13 protein-coding genes are annotated in these 17,598 nt (G+C 73.7%); 12 read left to right on the top strand and 1 reads right to left on the bottom strand.

Annotation, left to right across the window (positions count from 1 at the left end):
- Positions 1–11: 11 nt before the first annotated feature.
- The 3 genes from ACZ4NT_RS16725 to ACZ4NT_RS16715 all read left to right on the top strand — a co-directional run bounded on the left by ACZ4NT_RS16725 (position 12) and on the right by ACZ4NT_RS16715 (position 3,342).
- Positions 12–1,250 carry a histidine kinase gene (locus ACZ4NT_RS16725; protein ID WP_121406884.1) on the top strand — a complete coding sequence of 413 codons (1,239 nt, stop codon included), beginning with the start codon at positions 12–14 and terminating at the stop codon, positions 1,248–1,250.
- 453 nt (positions 1,251–1,703) lie between these two features.
- Positions 1,704–2,552, top strand: a complete 849-nt coding sequence (locus tag ACZ4NT_RS16720) for a hypothetical protein (RefSeq protein ID WP_467725976.1) — start codon at positions 1,704–1,706, stop codon at positions 2,550–2,552.
- A gap of 118 nt (positions 2,553–2,670) precedes the next feature.
- On the top strand, positions 2,671–3,342 hold the full coding sequence (locus tag ACZ4NT_RS16715; RefSeq protein ID WP_467725974.1) for a response regulator: 672 nt from the start codon (positions 2,671–2,673) through the stop codon (positions 3,340–3,342).
- Here the strand turns inward: ACZ4NT_RS16715 and ACZ4NT_RS16710 are convergent.
- Entirely contained in the window at positions 3,339–4,355 is a 1,017-nt protein-coding gene (locus ACZ4NT_RS16710; protein WP_121406889.1) for a Gfo/Idh/MocA family protein, read from the bottom strand. The genes ACZ4NT_RS16715 and ACZ4NT_RS16710 overlap by 4 nt on opposite strands.
- A gap of 128 nt (positions 4,356–4,483) precedes the next feature.
- Between ACZ4NT_RS16710 and ACZ4NT_RS16705 the strand changes: the two genes are divergently transcribed.
- The 9 genes from ACZ4NT_RS16705 (at position 4,484) to ACZ4NT_RS16665 (ending at position 17,389) form a co-directional block, all read left to right on the top strand.
- Positions 4,484–5,221, top strand: coding sequence for a GntR family transcriptional regulator (locus ACZ4NT_RS16705; protein ID WP_183117112.1), 738 nt, complete (start codon positions 4,484–4,486; stop codon positions 5,219–5,221).
- 172 nt (positions 5,222–5,393) lie between these two features.
- On the top strand, positions 5,394–6,386 hold the full coding sequence (locus ACZ4NT_RS16700; RefSeq protein ID WP_467725972.1) for a sugar ABC transporter substrate-binding protein: 993 nt from the start codon (positions 5,394–5,396) through the stop codon (positions 6,384–6,386).
- 68 nt (positions 6,387–6,454) lie between these two features.
- Positions 6,455–7,459, top strand: a complete 1,005-nt coding sequence (locus ACZ4NT_RS16695; protein ID WP_467725970.1) for a sugar ABC transporter substrate-binding protein — start codon at positions 6,455–6,457, stop codon at positions 7,457–7,459.
- Positions 7,456–8,511, top strand: a complete 1,056-nt coding sequence (locus ACZ4NT_RS16690; protein ID WP_121406900.1) for an ABC transporter permease — start codon at positions 7,456–7,458, stop codon at positions 8,509–8,511. Before ACZ4NT_RS16695 ends, ACZ4NT_RS16690 begins: the two co-directional genes overlap by 4 nt.
- Positions 8,478–9,359, top strand: coding sequence for an ATP-binding cassette domain-containing protein (locus tag ACZ4NT_RS16685; RefSeq protein ID WP_467726121.1), 882 nt, complete (start codon positions 8,478–8,480; stop codon positions 9,357–9,359). The genes ACZ4NT_RS16690 and ACZ4NT_RS16685 overlap by 34 nt, the downstream gene beginning before the upstream one ends.
- 60 nt (positions 9,360–9,419) lie before the next feature.
- The gene (locus ACZ4NT_RS16680) at positions 9,420–10,601 is read left to right on the top strand and encodes an ROK family glucokinase (protein WP_467725967.1); all 1,182 of its coding nucleotides are present in this window, start codon (positions 9,420–9,422) and stop codon (positions 10,599–10,601) included.
- Positions 10,598–11,179 carry a sugar kinase gene (locus tag ACZ4NT_RS16675; protein WP_121406906.1) on the top strand — a complete coding sequence of 194 codons (582 nt, stop codon included), beginning with the start codon at positions 10,598–10,600 and terminating at the stop codon, positions 11,177–11,179. The genes ACZ4NT_RS16680 and ACZ4NT_RS16675 overlap by 4 nt, the downstream gene beginning before the upstream one ends.
- A gap of 259 nt (positions 11,180–11,438) precedes the next feature.
- Positions 11,439–14,684, top strand: a complete 3,246-nt coding sequence (locus ACZ4NT_RS16670; RefSeq protein ID WP_467725965.1) for a DEAD/DEAH box helicase — start codon at positions 11,439–11,441, stop codon at positions 14,682–14,684.
- Positions 14,681–17,389 (top strand): SWIM zinc finger family protein, encoded by a 2,709-nt coding sequence (locus tag ACZ4NT_RS16665; RefSeq protein WP_467725963.1) that lies wholly within the window; start codon positions 14,681–14,683, stop codon positions 17,387–17,389. The genes ACZ4NT_RS16670 and ACZ4NT_RS16665 overlap by 4 nt, the downstream gene beginning before the upstream one ends.
- Positions 17,390–17,598: the final 209 nt, after the last annotated feature.

Below are 17,598 nucleotides of genomic sequence, written 5' to 3'. Positions count from 1 at the left end.
CGCCGGAGCGGATGGTGCCGGCGCCGCGCCCACTGCCGGGGCCGCGCTGGCTGCTGCCGTCCGCCCTGACCGCCGAGCTGGAATCCGACGGAGCCGGGCGGTCCGGACGGCCCCGTCGCACGGTGCGCGACTGGTTCGTCGACTTCGGGTGCTTCCTGCTGGCGGTGGGCACCGGACTGCTGGCCGCGGACACCCTGAGCGGCGACCCGGGCACCCCGCACGGCCTCGCCGTCGCCGACCAGTGGATCGGTGCCCTGGCCTGCGCCGCGGTCTGGCTGCGCCGCCGATGGCCCCTCGGCCTCGCTGTCGCGGCGATCCCGGTCGGGCTGCTCTCCACCACCGCCGGCGGCGCGGGCATGGTCGCGCTGTTCACCCTCGCCGTGCACCGGCCGTTCCGGTACGTCGGCTGGGTCGGCGGCGCCTCGCTCGCGCTGGCACCGCTCTTCTTCTGGCTGCGCCCCGATCCCGAGCTGCCCTGGGCCGCCGCGGTCGCCCTCACCGCGCTGGTGACGGTCGCCGTGGTCGGCTGGGGCATGTTCGTCCGGTCCAAGCGGCAGCTCCTGCTGAGTCTGCGGGACCGCGCACGGCGGGCGGAGACGGAGGCGGAACTGCGGGCCGAGCAGGCGCAGCGGCTCGCCCGCGAGTCCATCGCCCGCGAGATGCACGACGTGCTCGCGCACCGGCTCACGCTGCTCAGCGTGCACGCGGGTGCCTTGGAGTTCCGGCCCGACGCCCCCCGGGAGGAGGTCGCGCGTGCCGCCGGGGTGATCCGGGAGAGCGCGCACGAGGCACTGCAGGATCTGCGGGAGATCATCGGCGTGCTGCGGGCGAGCGAGGGCGGCGACGCGTCGGGCCGCCCCCAGCCGACGCTGGCCGCGCTGGACGCCCTGGTCTCCGAGTCGCGCGAGGCCGGCATGAAGGTCGTCCTCGACCACCGCGTCGGCGACCCGGCCGGCGTGCCCGCCTCGATCGGGCGCACCGCGTACCGCATCGCCCAGGAGGGTCTGACGAACGCCCGCAAGCACGCCCCCGGCACCGAGGTCACGGTGTCCGTCTCGGGCGCCCCGGGCGACGGGCTCGCCGTCTCCGTACGCAACCCCGCGCCCCCGGGGGCCGTTCCACCCGTTCCGGGGTCCGGTCAGGGGCTCATCGGCCTGACCGAGCGCGCGACCCTCGCGGGCGGGAGGCTGGAGCACGGCGCCGCGGACGGCGGAGGCTTCGAGCTGCGGGCCTGGCTGCCCTGGCGCTGACCGTGTCCCGCACGGCCCGTGCCCCACACCGCCGCCCGCCCAGGTTCCCCGTGCGGCTCTCCCGGCCCCGGCATACCCCTCCGTCGCGCCCTGCCGCGGGTGCCCGGACGGCGGCCGGGGGCTCACCTGCGGGGCGTGCGCGCCTCGCCCGCGGTGATCATTTCGGGGCGCACGGAGCGTATCGGGGGCGCGCGACGGGGAAAGGTGCGCAACTTCCGGTCCTGCTGCGTATGAGGCAGGTGACTTGGGCCGGAACACTTGCCACTCGCGCATCAGGGGGACCGCAGCGTGACGTTCGGGGGACACAATCCGTATCAGCCGCCACCGGGGCCGTACCAGCCGCCGGGGCCTTACCAGCCACCGCAGGGAGGATGGCCTCCGCACCCGGGACCGTACATCCCGCCGCAACCCGGACCGTACCCGCCGTACCTGCCGCCGCAGCCGCCCGCCTCCGTGTGGCAGCGGCTGCGCGAGGACGAGTGGCCGCCGCTGCGTGAGCTGGTCGGCGGCAGGATCCGCGGCTGCGCGTGGTCGCTGCTGCTGATCCCCTGCACCTGGGCGGTGTTCCTGCCCGTCGTGCTCGGCTACCCGCTGGCCCGCTCGGCCCGCCGCTCGGCGCGGCGCATCTTCCCCGGGCGCGGTCATCGCCGGGTCGAGGACGCCGACGTGATGCGCGTGCAGAAGACCCGCGCCTGGCTCGCCACCCTCATGTCCGTGGTGATCCTCGTGGCCTACGGCAAGCCGGAGGACATGGCTCAGGCGGAGGAGCAGTTCATGTTCCGTCTGATCGTCACGCCCTGGCTGCTCCTGGTGAGCACGCCCGTCGTCGTGGGCCTGCTCTTCCGGTGGGCTTCCCCTGCCGCCAAACACAGCATGCGCGTCCGGCTGCGCGCGGCGGGGAAGTCGGCGGTCTGGTACATCGGGGCCTTCACCGCGGTGCCGCTGACCGGACTCGGCACGTACGGCATCCAGCAGGCCGCGGGGCCCGACGCGGCCGGCTGGACGATGATCGCGCTGATGGTGCCGCTGCTCTGGGTGGTGCTCTTCGTCGTCTTCGCCACCGGCCCGGCCGTCCGGAGCGCGTTCAACACGGCCCAGGTGCACGCGGCGCTGCCCGCCCTGCTCACCGGCGTCCTGGTGTGGGAGTGGGCGGTCATCGGCCTGGTGACGGGAGGGCCGCCGCCGGGACCGCCTCTGGTGCAGGTCTGCGCCCTCCTCGGCGGACCGGCCTCGGTGACGGCTGTGGTCTGGTGGGAGATCGAGCGGCTGCGCACCCGCTACGGCGTGGCCCTGCGAGGCTGAGCGCGCTCCGACAAGCGCTGCCCGTGGCCCCGCGGACCCGTCCGCCCGGGCGGGTCCCGCAGCGGCGGACCGTGCACGAGGGGGCCGGACGGGGGAGCGGCGTCACTACGGTGGTGCCATGACTGCGATCCGACTGCTCCTCGTCGACGACGACCCCCTGGTGCGGGCCGGGCTGTCCTTCATGATGGGCGGCGCCGACGACATCGAGATCGTCGGCGAGGCCGCCGACGGCGGGGAGGTCGAGGCGCTGGTCGACCGCACCCGGCCCGACGTCGTCCTCATGGACATCCGGATGCCCACGGTGGACGGGCTCACCGCCACCGAGCGGCTCCGCGGCCGCACGGACGCGCCCCAGGTCATCGTCCTCACGACCTTCCACGCCGACGACCAGGTGCTGCGTGCGCTGCGCGCGGGCGCCGCCGGGTTCGTCCTCAAGGACACGCCGCCCACGGAGATCGTCCAGGCGGTACGACGGGTGGCCGCGGGCGACCCGGTGCTCTCGCCCGCCGTCACCCGTCAGCTGATCGAGCGCGCCGCCGGAGCACCCGCCGACACCCGCCGGCGGGCCGCCCGTCCCCGCATCGAGACCCTGAACGACCGCGAGCGCGAGGTGGCCGTCGCGGTCGGCAGGGGCGGCTCCAACGCCGAGATCGCCGCGGAACTCTTCATGAGCGTCGCGACGGTCAAGACCCACGTCTCCCGCATCCTCGCCAAGCTGGGCCTGAACAACCGGGTCCAGATCGCCCTGCTCACGTACGACGCGGGCCTCCTGGAGGAGGACATCCCCTAGACGGTCTCCCGCCCGCCCGGGATCTCCGCCAGCCGTACCGGGCGGTGTTCGAGGCGGGACAGCTCGCAGGCCTCCGCGATGCGCAGGGCGTGCAGGGCCTCCCGGCCGTCGCACGGGTTGGCGCGCTCCCCGCGGACCACCTCGACGAAGGCGGTGAGCTCGGCCTCGTACGCCGGTCCGAAGCGCTCCAGGAAGCCGGTCCAGGGCTTGTCGGCGGGCGGCGGTCCGGCCGGCTCGGTGGAGGCGATGGGCGTACGGTCGTCGAGGCCGACGCCGATCTGGTCCAGTTCGCCGGCCAGCTCCATGCGCACGTCGTAGCCGGCGCCGTTCAGCCGGGTCGCCGTCGCGGTGGCGAGGGTGCCGTCGTCGAGGGTGAGGACCGCCGCGGCCGTGTCGATGTCGCGCGCCTCGCGGAACATGGCCGGTCCCGCGTCGGAACCGGTGGCGTACACCTCGGTCACCTCGCGGCCGGTGACCCACCGCACGATGTCGAAGTCGTGGACCAGGCAGTCCCGGTAGAGCCCGCCGGAGAGCGGCAGATACGCGGCGGGTGGCGGTGACTGGTCCGACGTCATCGCCCGGATCGTGTGCAGCCGCCCGAGCCGGCCGGCCCGTACCGCCTCGCGCGCGGCCGTGTAGCCCGCGTCGAAGCGGCGCTGGAAGCCGAGCTGGAGGATCGTCCCGGCCGCGTCGACCTCGGCGAGAGCGGCCAGCGTGGCCTGCAGGTCGAGGGCGATGGGCTTCTCGCAGAAGACCGGGAGCCCGGAGCGGGCCGCCCGGCCGATCAGTTCGGCGTGCGCCGAGGTCGCGGCCGTGATGACCACGGCGTCCACGCCCCAGGTGAAGATCTCGTCCGTACCGGGTGCCACCGTGGCGCCGAGCCGGTCGGCGAGCACGTGCGCCCGCGCGGTGTCAGCGTCCGTGACGATGAGGGAGCCGACGTCGCGATGGCGGGTGAGGGCGGTCGCGTGAAATGTACCGATACGACCCGTTCCGATAAGTCCGATGCGCATGGGAACAAACTGAGGGCGCACCCCGCACCCTGTCAATGGTTTGTCCTGACAATCGAACTTCACAACTTCCCGTCATCATTTCCCGCAGCTACGCTCGGCCCGTGCCGAAACCAGATGTGGATCCGACCGTGTCGCTCCAGCTCAGCGTCGACCGCAGCAGTCCGGTCCCGCTGTACTTCCAGCTGTCCCAGCAGCTGGAGGCGGCGATCGAGCACGGCACCCTGACCCCGGGCAGCCTGCTCGGCAACGAGATCGAGCTGGCCGGCCGCCTCGGTCTGTCCCGGCCCACGGTCCGGCAGGCCATCCAGTCCCTCGTCGACAAGGGCCTGCTCGTCCGGCGCCGCGGCGTCGGCACCCAGGTCGTGCACAGCCAGGTCAAACGCCCTCTGGAGCTCAGCAGCCTCTACGACGATCTGGAGGCCGCCGGGCAGCGGCCGGCCACCCGCGTCCTGCACAACGTCGTCGAGCCCGCGTCCGCCGAGGTCGCGGCCGCGCTCGGGATCGCCGAGGACAGCGACGTGCACCGCGTGGAACGGCTCCGACTCGCCCACGGTGAGCCGATGGCGTACCTGTGCAACCACCTGCCCCCCGGACTGCTCCGGCTGGACAGCGACCGGCTGGAGTCGACCGGCCTGTACCGGCTGATGCGGGCCGCCGGTATCACCCTGCACAGTGCCCGCCAGTCCGTCGGTGCCCGCGCCGCCACCGCCGAGGAGGGCGAGCGGCTCGGCGAGCCCGCGGGCGCACCCCTGCTCACCATGCAGCGCACCACGTTCGACGACACCGGCCGCGCCGTCGAGTTCGGCTCGCACACCTATCGCGCCTCGCGCTACTCCTTCGAGTTCCAGCTCCTCGTCCGCCCCTGAGCGGCCCCCGCGCGCCGTCGGAGCGGTCCGGGCGCGCCCCGCGACCGGCACCGGCGGCCGCTGAAATCTCAATCGTAAGAATGTTCTGACAAACCCATTGACGGGTGCGCGGGCCCGAGGCTAGAACTCCCCTCAGCCGCAACGGGGCGGCGGGAGAGAGGGTGGTCCCACCATGCGTACAGCCCGCACAGCAGCAGCGGTGATAGCCGCGATCGCGCTCGCCGCCGGGTGCAGCAGCTCCGGCGGCAAGGACTCGGAGGACGACGCCGACGGCGGCGGAGGCGGCGGCAAGTCCGTCAGCACCCCCCGGCTGAAGATCGCCATGGTGACCCACGCGGGAGCCGGCGACACCTTCTGGGACATCGTCCAGAGCGGCGCCAAGCAGGCGGCGGCCAAGGACAACGTGCAGTTCCTGTACTCCAACGACAAGGAGGCCAAGGGACAGGCCGAACTCGTCCAGTCCGCGATCGACAAGAAGGTCGACGGCATCATCGTCTCGCTCGCCAAGCCCGAGGCCATGAAGGACGTCCTCGCCCGGGCCGCCGACGCGGGCATCCCGGTCGTCACGATCAACTCCGGCTCCGAGTTCTCCAAGCGGTTCGGCGCGCTGTCGCACATCGGCCAGGACGAGTCGGTGGCCGGTGAAGCGGTCGGCGACGAGCTCGGCGGGCGCGGCCTCAAGAAGGCGCTGTGCGTCATCCACGAGCAGGGCAACGTCTCCCTGGAGCAGCGCTGCGCTGGCGTCAAGAAGACCTTCGGCGGCTCGGTCGAGAACATCAACGTCGAAGGCACCGACGCGCCCTCCGCCCAGTCCGCGATCGAGGCGAAACTCCAGGCCTCCAAGGACATCGACGCGGTCGTCACGCTCGGCGCGCCCATCGCCGCCGTCGCCGTGAAGGCCAAGGAGGACGCGGGCAGCAAGGCGGAGATCGACACCTTCGACCTGAACGCCGAGGTCGTCAAGCGGCTCAAGGCCAAGGAGGTCGGATTCGCCGTCGACCAGCAGCCCTACCTCCAGGGCTACCTCGCCGTCGACGAGCTGTGGCTCCACGCGTACAACGCCAACGCCCTGGGCGGCGGCAAGCCGGTCCTCACCGGCCCGCAGATCATCACCGAGAAGGACGTGCCCGCCCTCGAGAAGTACACCGCGCGCGGTACCCGATGAACACGTGCACCCTCCCTGTGTTCGATACTTGGGCGGACCAAGTAACACAGCAAGAAGGGCACGGCCTCGTGGCACGGACTCGGACATGGGTATCCATCGCGCTGGCAGGGGCGCTCGGCGTGTCCCTCGCGGGCTGCAGCAGCACCGGCGGCAAGCGCGCCGAGGACGCCCGCAAGGCCGCGTCCGCCCAGGGGAAGGCGGCGGTGAACACCCCCCGCTGGACCTTCGCGATGGTCACCCACTCGGGCGATGGCGACACGTTCTGGGACATCGTCCAGAGCGGTGCGGAGCAGGCGGCCCTCAAGGACAACATCAAGTTCCTGTACTCGCACAACGCCGAGGCCCAGCAGCAGGCGCAGCTTGTCGACGCCGCCGTCGACAAGAAGGTCGACGGCATCATCGTCTCGCTCGCCAAGCCCGACGCGATGAAGGCCGCCGTGGCCCGTGCCGAGAAGGCCGGCATCCCGGTGATCACCGTGAACTCCGGCTCCGAGCAGTCCAAGGCGTTCGGCGCGCTCACGCACATCGGCCAGGACGAGACCATCGCCGGCGAGGCCGTCGGGGACGAGCTGAACAAGCGTGACCGCAAGAAGGCCCTGTGCATCCTGCACGAACAGGGCAACGTCGGCCACGAGCAGCGCTGCGCCGGCGTGAAGAAGACCTTCGACGGCGACGTGCAGAACCTGTACGTCCAGGGCACCGACATGTCCGCCGTGCAGTCCTCCATCGGCGCCAAGCTCCAGGCCGACAAGTCCATCGACACGATCGTCACGCTGGGCGCCCCCTACGCGGACACGGCCGTGAAGGCGAAGAAGGACGCCGGCAGCGAGGCCGAGGTCGACACCTTCGACCTGAACGCCAAGGTGGCCTCGGAGCTCAAGGACGGCACGCTCGGCTTCGCCGTCGACCAGCAGCCCTACCTCCAGGGGTACGAGGCGGTGGACCTGCTCTGGCTGTACCAGTACAACGCCGACGTCCTCGGCGGCGGCAAGCCGGTCCTCACCGGCCCGCAGGTCATCACCAAGGACCAGGCCGGCGCGCTCGAGGAGTACACGAAGCGGGGGACGCGATGACCGCGACAGCACCGGCGCCGGCGCCGGAGGCCAAGACCGACGAACGGCTCCTGAAGACCTCGCCGCTGCGCAGGCTCCTCGGCCGCCCCGAGCTCGGCTCGGTGGTCGGCGCCGTGGCCGTCTTCCTGTTCTTCTCGATCGTCGCGGACAGCTTCCTGCAGGCCTCCAGCCTGAGCACGGTCCTGTACGCGGCGTCGACCATCGGCATCATGGCGGTCCCCGTCGCCCTGCTGATGATCGGCGGCGAGTTCGACCTCTCGGCGGGCGTCATGGTGACGTCGTCCGCGCTGATCTCGTCGATGTTCAGCTACCAGATGACGGCGAACGTGTGGGTCGGCGTCCTCGTCTCCCTCGTTGTCACACTCGCGATCGGCGCCTTCAACGGCTTCATGCTGACCCGCACCAAGCTGCCGAGCTTCATCATCACGCTCGGCACCTTCTTGATGCTGACCGGCATGAACCTCGGCTTCACCAAGTTCATCAGCGGCACCGTCTCCACCAAGTCGATCTCCGACATGGAGGGCTTCTCGTCCGCCAAGGACGTCTTCGCGTCCGTGCTCACCATCGGCGGCGTCGACTTCAAGATCACCATCCTGTGGTGGTTCGTCCTGGTGGCCGTCGCCTCCTGGATCCTGCTGCGCACCCGCGTCGGCAACTGGATCTTCGCGGTCGGCGGCGGCAAGGACGCGGCCCGCGCGGTCGGCGTGCCGGTCAACCGGACCAAGATCGGTCTCTACATGGGCGTCGCCTTCGCCGCCTGGATCTCCGGACAGCACCTGCTCTTCTCGTTCGACGTCGTGCAGTCCGGCGAGGGCGTCGGCAAGGAGCTGATCTACATCATCGCGGCCGTCATCGGCGGCTGCCTGATCACCGGCGGCTACGGCTCGGCGGTGGGTTCGGCGGTCGGCGCGTTCATCTTCGGCATGACCGACAAGGGCATCGTCTTCGCCGAGTGGAACCCCGACTGGTTCAAGTTCTTCCTCGGAGCGATGCTGCTCCTCGCGACCCTGCTCAACGCCTGGGTCCGCAAGCGCGCGGAGGCCACGAAGTGACGGACAAGACGGCTGTCGAGGAACGTACGGCGCTGGTGGAGCTGGCCGACGTCAGCAAGTACTACGGCAACATCCGCGCCGTGGAAGGCGTGTCCCTGGAGGTGCACGCGGGCGAGATCTCGTGCGTGCTCGGTGACAACGGCGCGGGCAAGTCGACCCTCATCAAGATCATCGCCGGGTTGCACCAGCACGACTCCGGGACCTTCCGGATCGAGGGCGAGGACACCCGGCTGTCCTCCCCCCGCGAGGCCCTCGACCTCGGCATCGCCACGGTCTACCAGGACCTGGCCGTCGTCCCGCTGATGCCGGTGTGGCGCAACTTCTTCCTCGGCTCGGAGCCGACGAAGGGCGCCGGCCCGTTCAAGCGGCTGGACGTCGACTTCATGCGCAGGACGACCCACGCGGAGCTCCTGCGCATGGGCATCGACCTGCGCGACGTCGACCAGCCCATCGGCACCCTGTCGGGCGGTGAGCGGCAGTGCGTGGCGATCGCCCGCGCCGTCTACTTCGGCGCCAAGGTCCTCGTCCTGGACGAGCCCACCGCCGCCCTCGGTGTGAAGCAGTCCGGTGTGGTCCTCAAATATGTGGCCGCTGCACGGGACGCGGGGCTGGGTGTTGTGTTGATCACCCACAATCCGCACCACGCGTACCTCGTGGGGGACCGGTTCGTGCTCCTCAAGCGCGGCGCCATGTTCGGCAGCCACACCCGGGACGAGATCACCCTCGACGAGCTCACCCGCCAAATGGCGGGCGGCAGCGAGCTGGACGACCTCCGCCACGAGCTGGAGCGCGCCCCCGTTCCGACCCACCTCGGCGGCCACTCCCGGGACGACGTCCCCGAGGAGTGACGGGCGCTTGTCAGGGCGCCGCCATGCAGGGCCGCGGCGGTGTGAGGCAGAATCGGCGCGATGAGCACCTACCGCGACCTCGCCCTGCCCCGAGCTCTCGGCTCCGCTCGCGCCGGGAGCGCACCCATCGGTTCCCGCCGGGCGACCGTCCTGACCGTGGGCACGCGTGAGCGCCGATCCCACCTGACGGCGCCCCGCGTCCCCACCGTGGGCATCGACATCGGCGGTACGAAGGTGATGGCGGGTGTCGTCGACGCCGACGGCAACATCCTGGAGAAGGTCCGCGCCGAGACGCCGGACAAGTCCAAGAGCCCCAAGGTCGTCGAGGACACCATCGTCGAACTGGTGCTGGACCTCTCCGACCGGCACGACGTGCACGCCGTCGGCATCGGCGCGGCCGGCTGGGTCGACGCGGACCGCAACCGGATCCTGTTCGCGCCCCACCTGTCGTGGCGCAACGAGCCCCTGCGGGACCGCATCGCCGGACGCCTGGCCGTTCCCGTCCTGGTGGACAACGACGCCAACACGGCCGCCTGGGCGGAATGGCGCTTCGGCGCGGGCCGCGGCGAGGACCACCTCGTCATGATCACCCTCGGGACCGGCATCGGCGGCGCCATCCTGGAGGACGGCCAGGTCAAGCGCGGCAAGTTCGGCGTCGCGGGCGAGTTCGGCCACATGCAGGTGGTGCCCGGCGGACACCGCTGCCCGTGCGGCAACCGCGGCTGCTGGGAGCAGTACAGCTCCGGCAACGCCCTGGTCCGCGAGGCCCGTGAACTCGCCGCCGCGGACTCCCCGGTGGCGTACGGGATCGTCGAGCGCGTCAAGGGCAACATCCCCGACATCACGGGCCCGCTCATCACGGAACTCGCCCGCGAGGGCGACGCCATGTGCATCGAACTCCTGCAGGACATCGGCCAGTGGCTCGGCGTGGGCATCGCCAACCTGGCGGCCGCCCTGGACCCCTCCTGCTTCGTCATCGGCGGCGGCGTCTCGGCGGCCGACGACCTGCTGATCGGCCCGGCGCGCGATGCGTTCCGCCGCCACCTCACGGGCCGCGGCTACCGCCCCGAGGCCCGGATCGCGCGCGCCCAGCTCGGCCCCGAGGCCGGCATGGTCGGCGCCGCCGACCTGGCCCGCCTGGTGGCCCGCCGCTTCCGCCGGGCCAAGCGCCGCCGCGTCGAGCGGTACGAGCGCTACGAACGGTTCGCGGAATCCCGCCGTACGACCACGGAGTCGCTGTGACGGCCTCCCTGCCGCGCCAGGCGACATCGCCGGACGAGCCGCCGAGGCCGCCCGAGGACCGGCGTCATGTGATCCGCCGCCGCGCGCTGACCCTGCTGATCATCGTGCTCCTCATCGGCGTACCCGCCGGCTATCTGGTGATCTCCGCCGACCAGAGCCGCAACAGCGGCAAGGACAAGGAGGCCAAGTACTCGGCGACCGGCCTCACCGAGGGCTGGCCCTCCCGCGTCCAGCGCCGCCTCTACAAGGTGCCCGTGCCGGGCGACTCCACCGACGTCGCCTACTACGAGACGAACAACTGGAAGACCAGCCGCCTGTACGTCCAGTTCCGCACCAGCGACAAGGAGCTGACCGAGTTCTTCCAGAACATCGGGACCAACCGCTCCGAGCTGCGAACGGACGACATCACCATCAGCACCCGTGACCAGCGGATCACCGGCTGGGAGTTCACCGGCCCCGGCCCGTGGTCGGGACTCGTCCACCGGACGAAGAACCCGGCGCCCAACCACGACGTGGTCGTGAACCTGTCCGACCCCGAGCACCCCATGGTGTACGTCGTCTCCCGCACGACTCCCTGACGGGGCGGGCACAGGGAGGGACGGTTCCGGGCGTCGGACCGGCGCAGGCGGCGGAGCCGTCGGACGGGGCCGGTGCCCGACGCGGAGGCCTCCGGAGCCGGTGGGCGTCGCCCGCCGGTCGACCCGCAGCGCGGTCGCTGCGAGCGGCGCTCCTTGGTCGAGGGCGGCGTCGGCGCTGGTGACGCGGCCGATTGTCGGACCCCGCCCGTAGAGTCGAAGACATCCGATGCGACGGCTGCGGGCGGGAGGTGAAGGGCGAATGAGCGGTGCGGTGCTGCCGGCGACCGCCGGTGCGGGCCGGGGTCCCCTCGGCGACGCCTCGGCGGACCCCGCCCATCGCGGCGGCCCGCCTGCCGTGCCCGTGCGGCTCGCGGCCGTCTTCCTGCCCGCGCCGCTGCCCCGCGACGGGCGGATCGCCTTCTGGGACCCGGACGCGGAGGACGCGGGCCGGCCGTCTTCCGGACGGGACCCGGAGACCGGCGGCGCCGAAGCGTCCGCCGCCGCGCGGGGGAGCGGACCGATGCCGGCGGGCGGGCAGGGCGCTCACGACCGCGGATCGAGCGCGGCGGTGCCCGGCCCTGAGGATTCGGGGACGACAGCAACCGGCGGGCACGGCGCCGACGAACGGGCGGCGGCGGACGTGCTCGGCGCTCGCGAAGGGGGACCGACGCCGCCGGCGCTCGGCGCCGAGGAACCGTGGCCGACCGCAGCCGACGGGCTCCGTGCAGACGAACGGGGGGCGACGACGGCCAACGCGCTCGGTGCGGACGTACGGGGGGCGACCGCAGCCCGCGGGCTCGGGGGGTCCGGCGCCGGGGCGAGCGAGCTCACCGAGTTGACGGTGGTACGGCGGCACGGAGCCGGGGTCCGTCGGGTGACCGTGCCCGCGCGGACCCTGGGGATCGCCGACGCCCTGCCGCTGCTGGCCGGCGCCCGGCGCCACCCCGGGGCCCATCCCGCCACCGCCTGCTGGGGCGCGGCCACCCTGCACGCGCTGCGGCTCGTCGCGCGCGGACGCCTGCTCCCCGGCCTGACCGCCGACAGCCACGACGCCTGGCGAGCGGGACCTCTCGACCCCGAGGACGTCGCCCACCTGCGGGCGGTGGCCGCGGCCCTGCCTCCCGAAGGCCACGCGGTCCCGCTGCCGGGCAGCGGCCCGCTCCGGCTGCCCGAACCGGAAGCGCTGATGCGCTCCTTCCTGGACGCGGTCGCCGACACGCTGCCGCGCACGCCGGCCGCGCCGTACGCCTCCGGGCGGCCCTTCGCCCAGCGCGGCCCGCTGCATCTGCCGGGGGCCCACGACTGGGCGGCCGAGGTCGCCGCCGGCATGGACGCGGGCGTCCGCATCTCGCTGCGCCTCGACCTGTCCGCCTACCAGTTGTTCGACGACAGCGAGGACGCGCACCGCGCGGGGGCCGCCGTCGTCCAGGTGCACAGCCTCGCCGACCCCACGCTCGTCGTGGACGCGGCCGAGCTGTGGGCGGGCGCGGCCGACACGACGTTCGGGCCGCGGGCGCGCGTGGACGCCGCCCTCGCCGTCCGCCGCGCGGCGCGCATCTGGCCGCCCCTGGACCGGCTCTCCGAGCAGGACGTGCCCGACGTGCTCGCCCTCTCCGAACAGGAGCTGTCCGATCTGCTCGGGGTGGCGGCGACCCGTCTCGGCGCCGCCGGCGTCGCCGTGCACTGGCCCCGGGACCTCGCCCAGGACCTCACCGCGGCCGCCGTGGTGCGCCCGGCGCCCGGCTCGGCGACGGACGGGACGGGCTTCTTCGAGAGCGAGGAGCTGCTCCGGTTCCGCTGGCAGTTGGCGATCGGCGGTGATCCGCTCAGCGAGGCCGAGATGGACGTCCTGGCCGAGGCCCACCGTCCCGTCGTGCGCCTGCGCGACCAGTGGGTGCTCGTCGATCCGGCTCTCGTCCGCAAGGCGCGCAAGCGTGAACTGGGCCTGCTCGACCCGGTCGACGCGCTCGCCGTCGCGCTCAGCGGCAGCGCGGAGGTCGACGGCGAGACGGTCGAGGCGGTACCGGTGGGTGCCCTCGCCGCGCTGCGCGACCGGCTGACGGCGGGCGTGCCCCCCGTGCCGCCGCCACCCGGCCTCGCGGCCACCCTCCGGGACTACCAGCTCCGAGGCCTCGCCTGGCTGGACACCATGACCTCGCTCGGGCTGGGCGGATGCCTCGCCGACGACATGGGACTCGGCAAGACGATCACCCTGATCGCCCTGCACCTGCGGCGGGCCCGCAGCGAGCCGACGCTCGTGGTCTGCCCCGCCTCGCTGCTGGGCAACTGGCAGCGGGAGATCACCCGCTTCGCCCCCGGCGTGCCCGTCCGCCGCTATCACGGGCCCGACCGCACCCTCGAAGGCCTCGGCGCCGGCTTCGTCCTGACGACGTACGGGACGATGCGGTCGGCGGCGACCCGGCTCGCCCAGCAGCAGTGGGGCATGGTCGTGGCCGACGAGGCGCAGCACGTGAAGAACCCGTTCTCGGCGACCGCCAAGGCGCTGCGCACGATCCCGTCCCCGGCACGCGTGGCACTGACGGGCACCCCCGTGGAGAACAACCTCTCGGAATTGTGGGCGCTCCTCGACTGGACCACCCCCGGACTCCTCGGCCCCCTCAAGTCCTTCCGCGCCCGGCACGCGCGCGCCGTGGAGAACGGCGAGGACGAGGAAGCCGTGGACCGGCTGGCGCGGCTGGTCAGGCCGTTCCTGCTGCGCCGCAGGAAGTCCGACCCGGGAATCGTCCCCGAACTGCCGCCCAAGACCGAGACTGACCACCCCGTCCCCCTCACCCGGGAACAGGCCTCCCTCTACGAGGCGGTCGTCCGGGAGTCGATGCTCGCGATCGAGACCGCCCAGGGGATCGCCCGGCGCGGTCTCGTGCTCAAGCTGCTCACCTCGCTCAAGCAGATCTGCGACCACCCGGCGCTGTTCCTGAAGGAGGGCACGGGCGCCGCTGCCCAGGGCCTGGCAGCCCGGTCCGGGAAGCTGGCCCTGCTCGACGAACTGCTCGACACACTGCTCGCCGAGGACGGCTCCGCGCTGGTCTTCACGCAGTACGTGGGGATGGCCCGGCTCCTCTCCGCCCACCTCGCGGCCCGTGCGGTCCCGGCCGAGCTGCTGCACGGGGGCACGCCCGTGGTCGAGCGTGAGCGCATGGTGGACCGTTTCCAGAGCGGCGCCACCCCGGTCCTGGTGCTCTCCCTGAAGGCCGCCGGCACGGGCCTGAACCTGACCCGGGCCGGCCACGTCGTGCACTTCGACCGCTGGTGGAACCCGGCCGTCGAGGAGCAGGCCACCGACCGCGCCTACCGCATCGGCCAGACCCAGCCGGTCCAGGTCCACCGCCTGATCACCGAGGGCACGGTCGAGGACCGCATCGCGGAGATGCTGGAGGCCAAGCGAGCCCTCGCCGACGCCATCCTGGGCGCCGGCGAGGCATCCCTGACCGAGCTGACCGACCGTGAGCTGTCGGACCTGGTCTCCCTCCGGAGGACCTCGTGAACACCCCGGCGGACGACCGCGAGCGGCAGCCGGGGGAGGGGGACGCCGGACGGCCCCCGGTTCCGGTTTCGCCTCCGGAGCACGCGGCCGGACCCCTGCCGGAGAGTCACGTCGACCGGTCCAGGGCAGGGGAGGACACCGGATCGTCCCCGGCCGAGGACACCGACCGCTCCCGTGTCGAGGAGGGCGGCGACCAGTCCTCGGTGGGCGGGGGCGTGCGGCTCGCCGGCCGTTTCCCGTCGGAGCAGGACACTGACCGCCCCCGTGGCGAGGAGGACACCGACCCGTCCCCGGCCGTGGAAACCGACCGGACCCGTGCCGAGGGGGACGCCGACCGGCTCTCGGTGGGCGGGGGCGTGCGGCCCGCCGATGAGGCGCGACGGGCTCTGCGAGCCGCTCGGGAGCGCGAGGCGCAGGTGTCCGAGGCGGGCGGTGAGCGGGCGGCCGCCGCCTCCGTCCGCCCGGCCCGGGGCGCGGCGGCCCGGGGACCGGTGACCGGTGCCCGACCCGGCGACGCGGCACGCGAGGCGCTGCGGCGCGCGGCGGCGACGGCGGGCGCGGCGGACCCCGTACGTGGGGCGGCGACGGCGGACCCCGCACGCACCGCGGCGACAGCGGATGCGGCGGACCCCGTGGGCGAGGCCTCCTCCGTGGTCGCGCCCGGCGTCGAAGAGCCCACCGCGGAGGGCCGCCCGGCCGTGGCGGACGCCCAGGCGGAGGCCGTCCACGCGGAGAGCGCGCACGCCGAGATGCCGGGCGGTACCGAGGAGTCCGCGGCGCGTGGCGACGGGACCGCGCGTCCCGCCGACGTCGCACGGGAGGCTCTGCGTGCCGCACGCGGAGCCCGGGGTACGGAGCGGAAGGCCGCTCCCCGCAAGGGAGTCGAGCGCGCGCGTCGAGCCGGTCAGGGCCGGCCGACGGGCTCTCCCGATCGCGGGGAGACACCGCGCCCCGTCCCGGGCAACCGAGCCCAGGATCTGCGGGACCTCCTCGCCGGAGCCTTCGCCCTGCCCACCGACGACGGTCCGGCCGATCCGCCGTCGGAACCCGCCGAGGACGCACCCTCCCCGGCAAGGGCCCACAGCGGTACGGCACCGACGGCTCGGTGGACCGCCGGGGAGGAGACTCGGGACGAGCCGGCACCGGACGGCACGGAGGACGCCACCGCGTCCGCCACCGCCCCGGCCGGGGACGCTCCGGCGAGCGCCGGTGACGGGACGCGGAGCGGGCCCGCCCGGGCCGAGGACACCGCGGCCGCGGAACCGGCCCGCGGGGCGCACCCGGCACGGACCGCGGCCGCGGCCACGGGCGCCGCACACCGCCACGACCCCGCCGAAGCCGCCGAGCCCGCGTCGGGGGCGGCCGACGGACGGGGCACCTCCGTGTCGGGGCCGGGCGGTGGACCGGGCTCGTCCGCGCCCGGCACCGGGCAGCGCAGCATGGCGTCGCCGGCTCGGGACGGGGAGCTCCGCCGGACGTTCCCGGCGTTCCCGGCCGGGCGGACGGACGCCGGAGAGCCGTTCGCCGAGACCTGGTGGGGGAACGCCTGGGTGACCGCGCTGGAGGAGGCCGCGCTGGACCGGGCGCGGCTGGCCCGAGGACGCGGATACGCGGGACGGGGGCACGTGGACGCCATCACGGTGACCCCGGGACTCGTGCTCGCCTACGTGCACGGCACCCGGCCGCGCCCGTACCGCGTCCAAGTACGGCTGAGGACGCTCACCGACGCCGACTGGGACCGGTTCCTGGACGCGGCCGCCGAACGGCCGGGACACATCGCCGCGCTGCTCGACAAGGACATGCCCCAGTCCCTGGCCGACTGCGGCGTCCCCCTCCTGCCCGGCCCCGGCGACCTGCACCCGCAGTGCAGCTGCCCCGACTCCGGCCACCCCTGCAAGCACGCGGCGGCCCTCTGCTACCAGACCGCGCGCCTGCTGGACGAGGACCCCTTCGTGCTCCTCCTGCTGCGCGGTCGCGGCGAACGGGAACTGCTCGACGCACTGTCCCGCCGCAACGCCGCGCATGCCGCCCGGGCGGCCCAGGAGCGGGAGCCGGCCCCGCTGCCGGGCGTCCGGGCCCGGGATGCCCTCGCACCGCGCTCGCTGCCGCCCCTTCCACCGCCGTTGCCCGCGCCGCCGCACCCCGAGCAGCCGCCGGCGTATCCGGGCGCGCCGGGCGGCCCCGACCCCTTCTCGCTCGACCAGCTGGCCACCGACGCGGCCGCCCGCGCCCACGCGCTGCTCACCGCCGGGCGCGATCCGGTCGCGGACCTGACGCTGTGGCAGGACGCGGTGCGGCTCGCCGCCGCCCGACCCGGCTCCGGCCTCACGGCGAGCACCCGCGTCCTGTACTCCTCGCTCGCCACGGCCACCCGGCGCACCCCCGCCGAGCTGGCGCGGGCGGTGGCGGCCTGGCGCCAGGGCGGCATCGAGGGACTCGCGGTCCTCGAAGAGGCCTGGGATCCGCCGGCGGGCCGCTTCGACCGGGCCCGCCCGCTGCTTCTCGCGGCCGACCTCCCCGCCTTCCGCCCCTGGCGCAACCACCTCACGCACCCGCGCGGCCACGTCCAGCTCCGGCTCGGCCGGGACGGCCTCTGGTACGCGTACGAGTCCGAACCGGGCCACGACGACTGGTGGCCGCGCGGCACCCCGGACCTCGACCCGGTGGGCGCCCTCACCGGCCTCGGCACGCCCGACGACGTCTGAGCGGTCGCGCTGCCGGAGACCACGTGTCCCGTGCGTGCCCGACGGCTTCCGGACGGCGGACCGGCCGGACCCCTGCCCGGCATCCCGGCATCCCGGCATCCCGGCATCCCGGGTACCGGGTACCGGGTACCGGGGATCCGACTCCGCCGATTCGACGGCGAGGCGGCGCGGCGGCTCGTACGATGGCGCCCATGATGCTCAGCAGCCAC

This window comes from Streptomyces sp. NPDC026417 (assembly GCF_055567695.1).
This window is presented reverse-complemented; position numbering and strand designations above follow the sequence as displayed.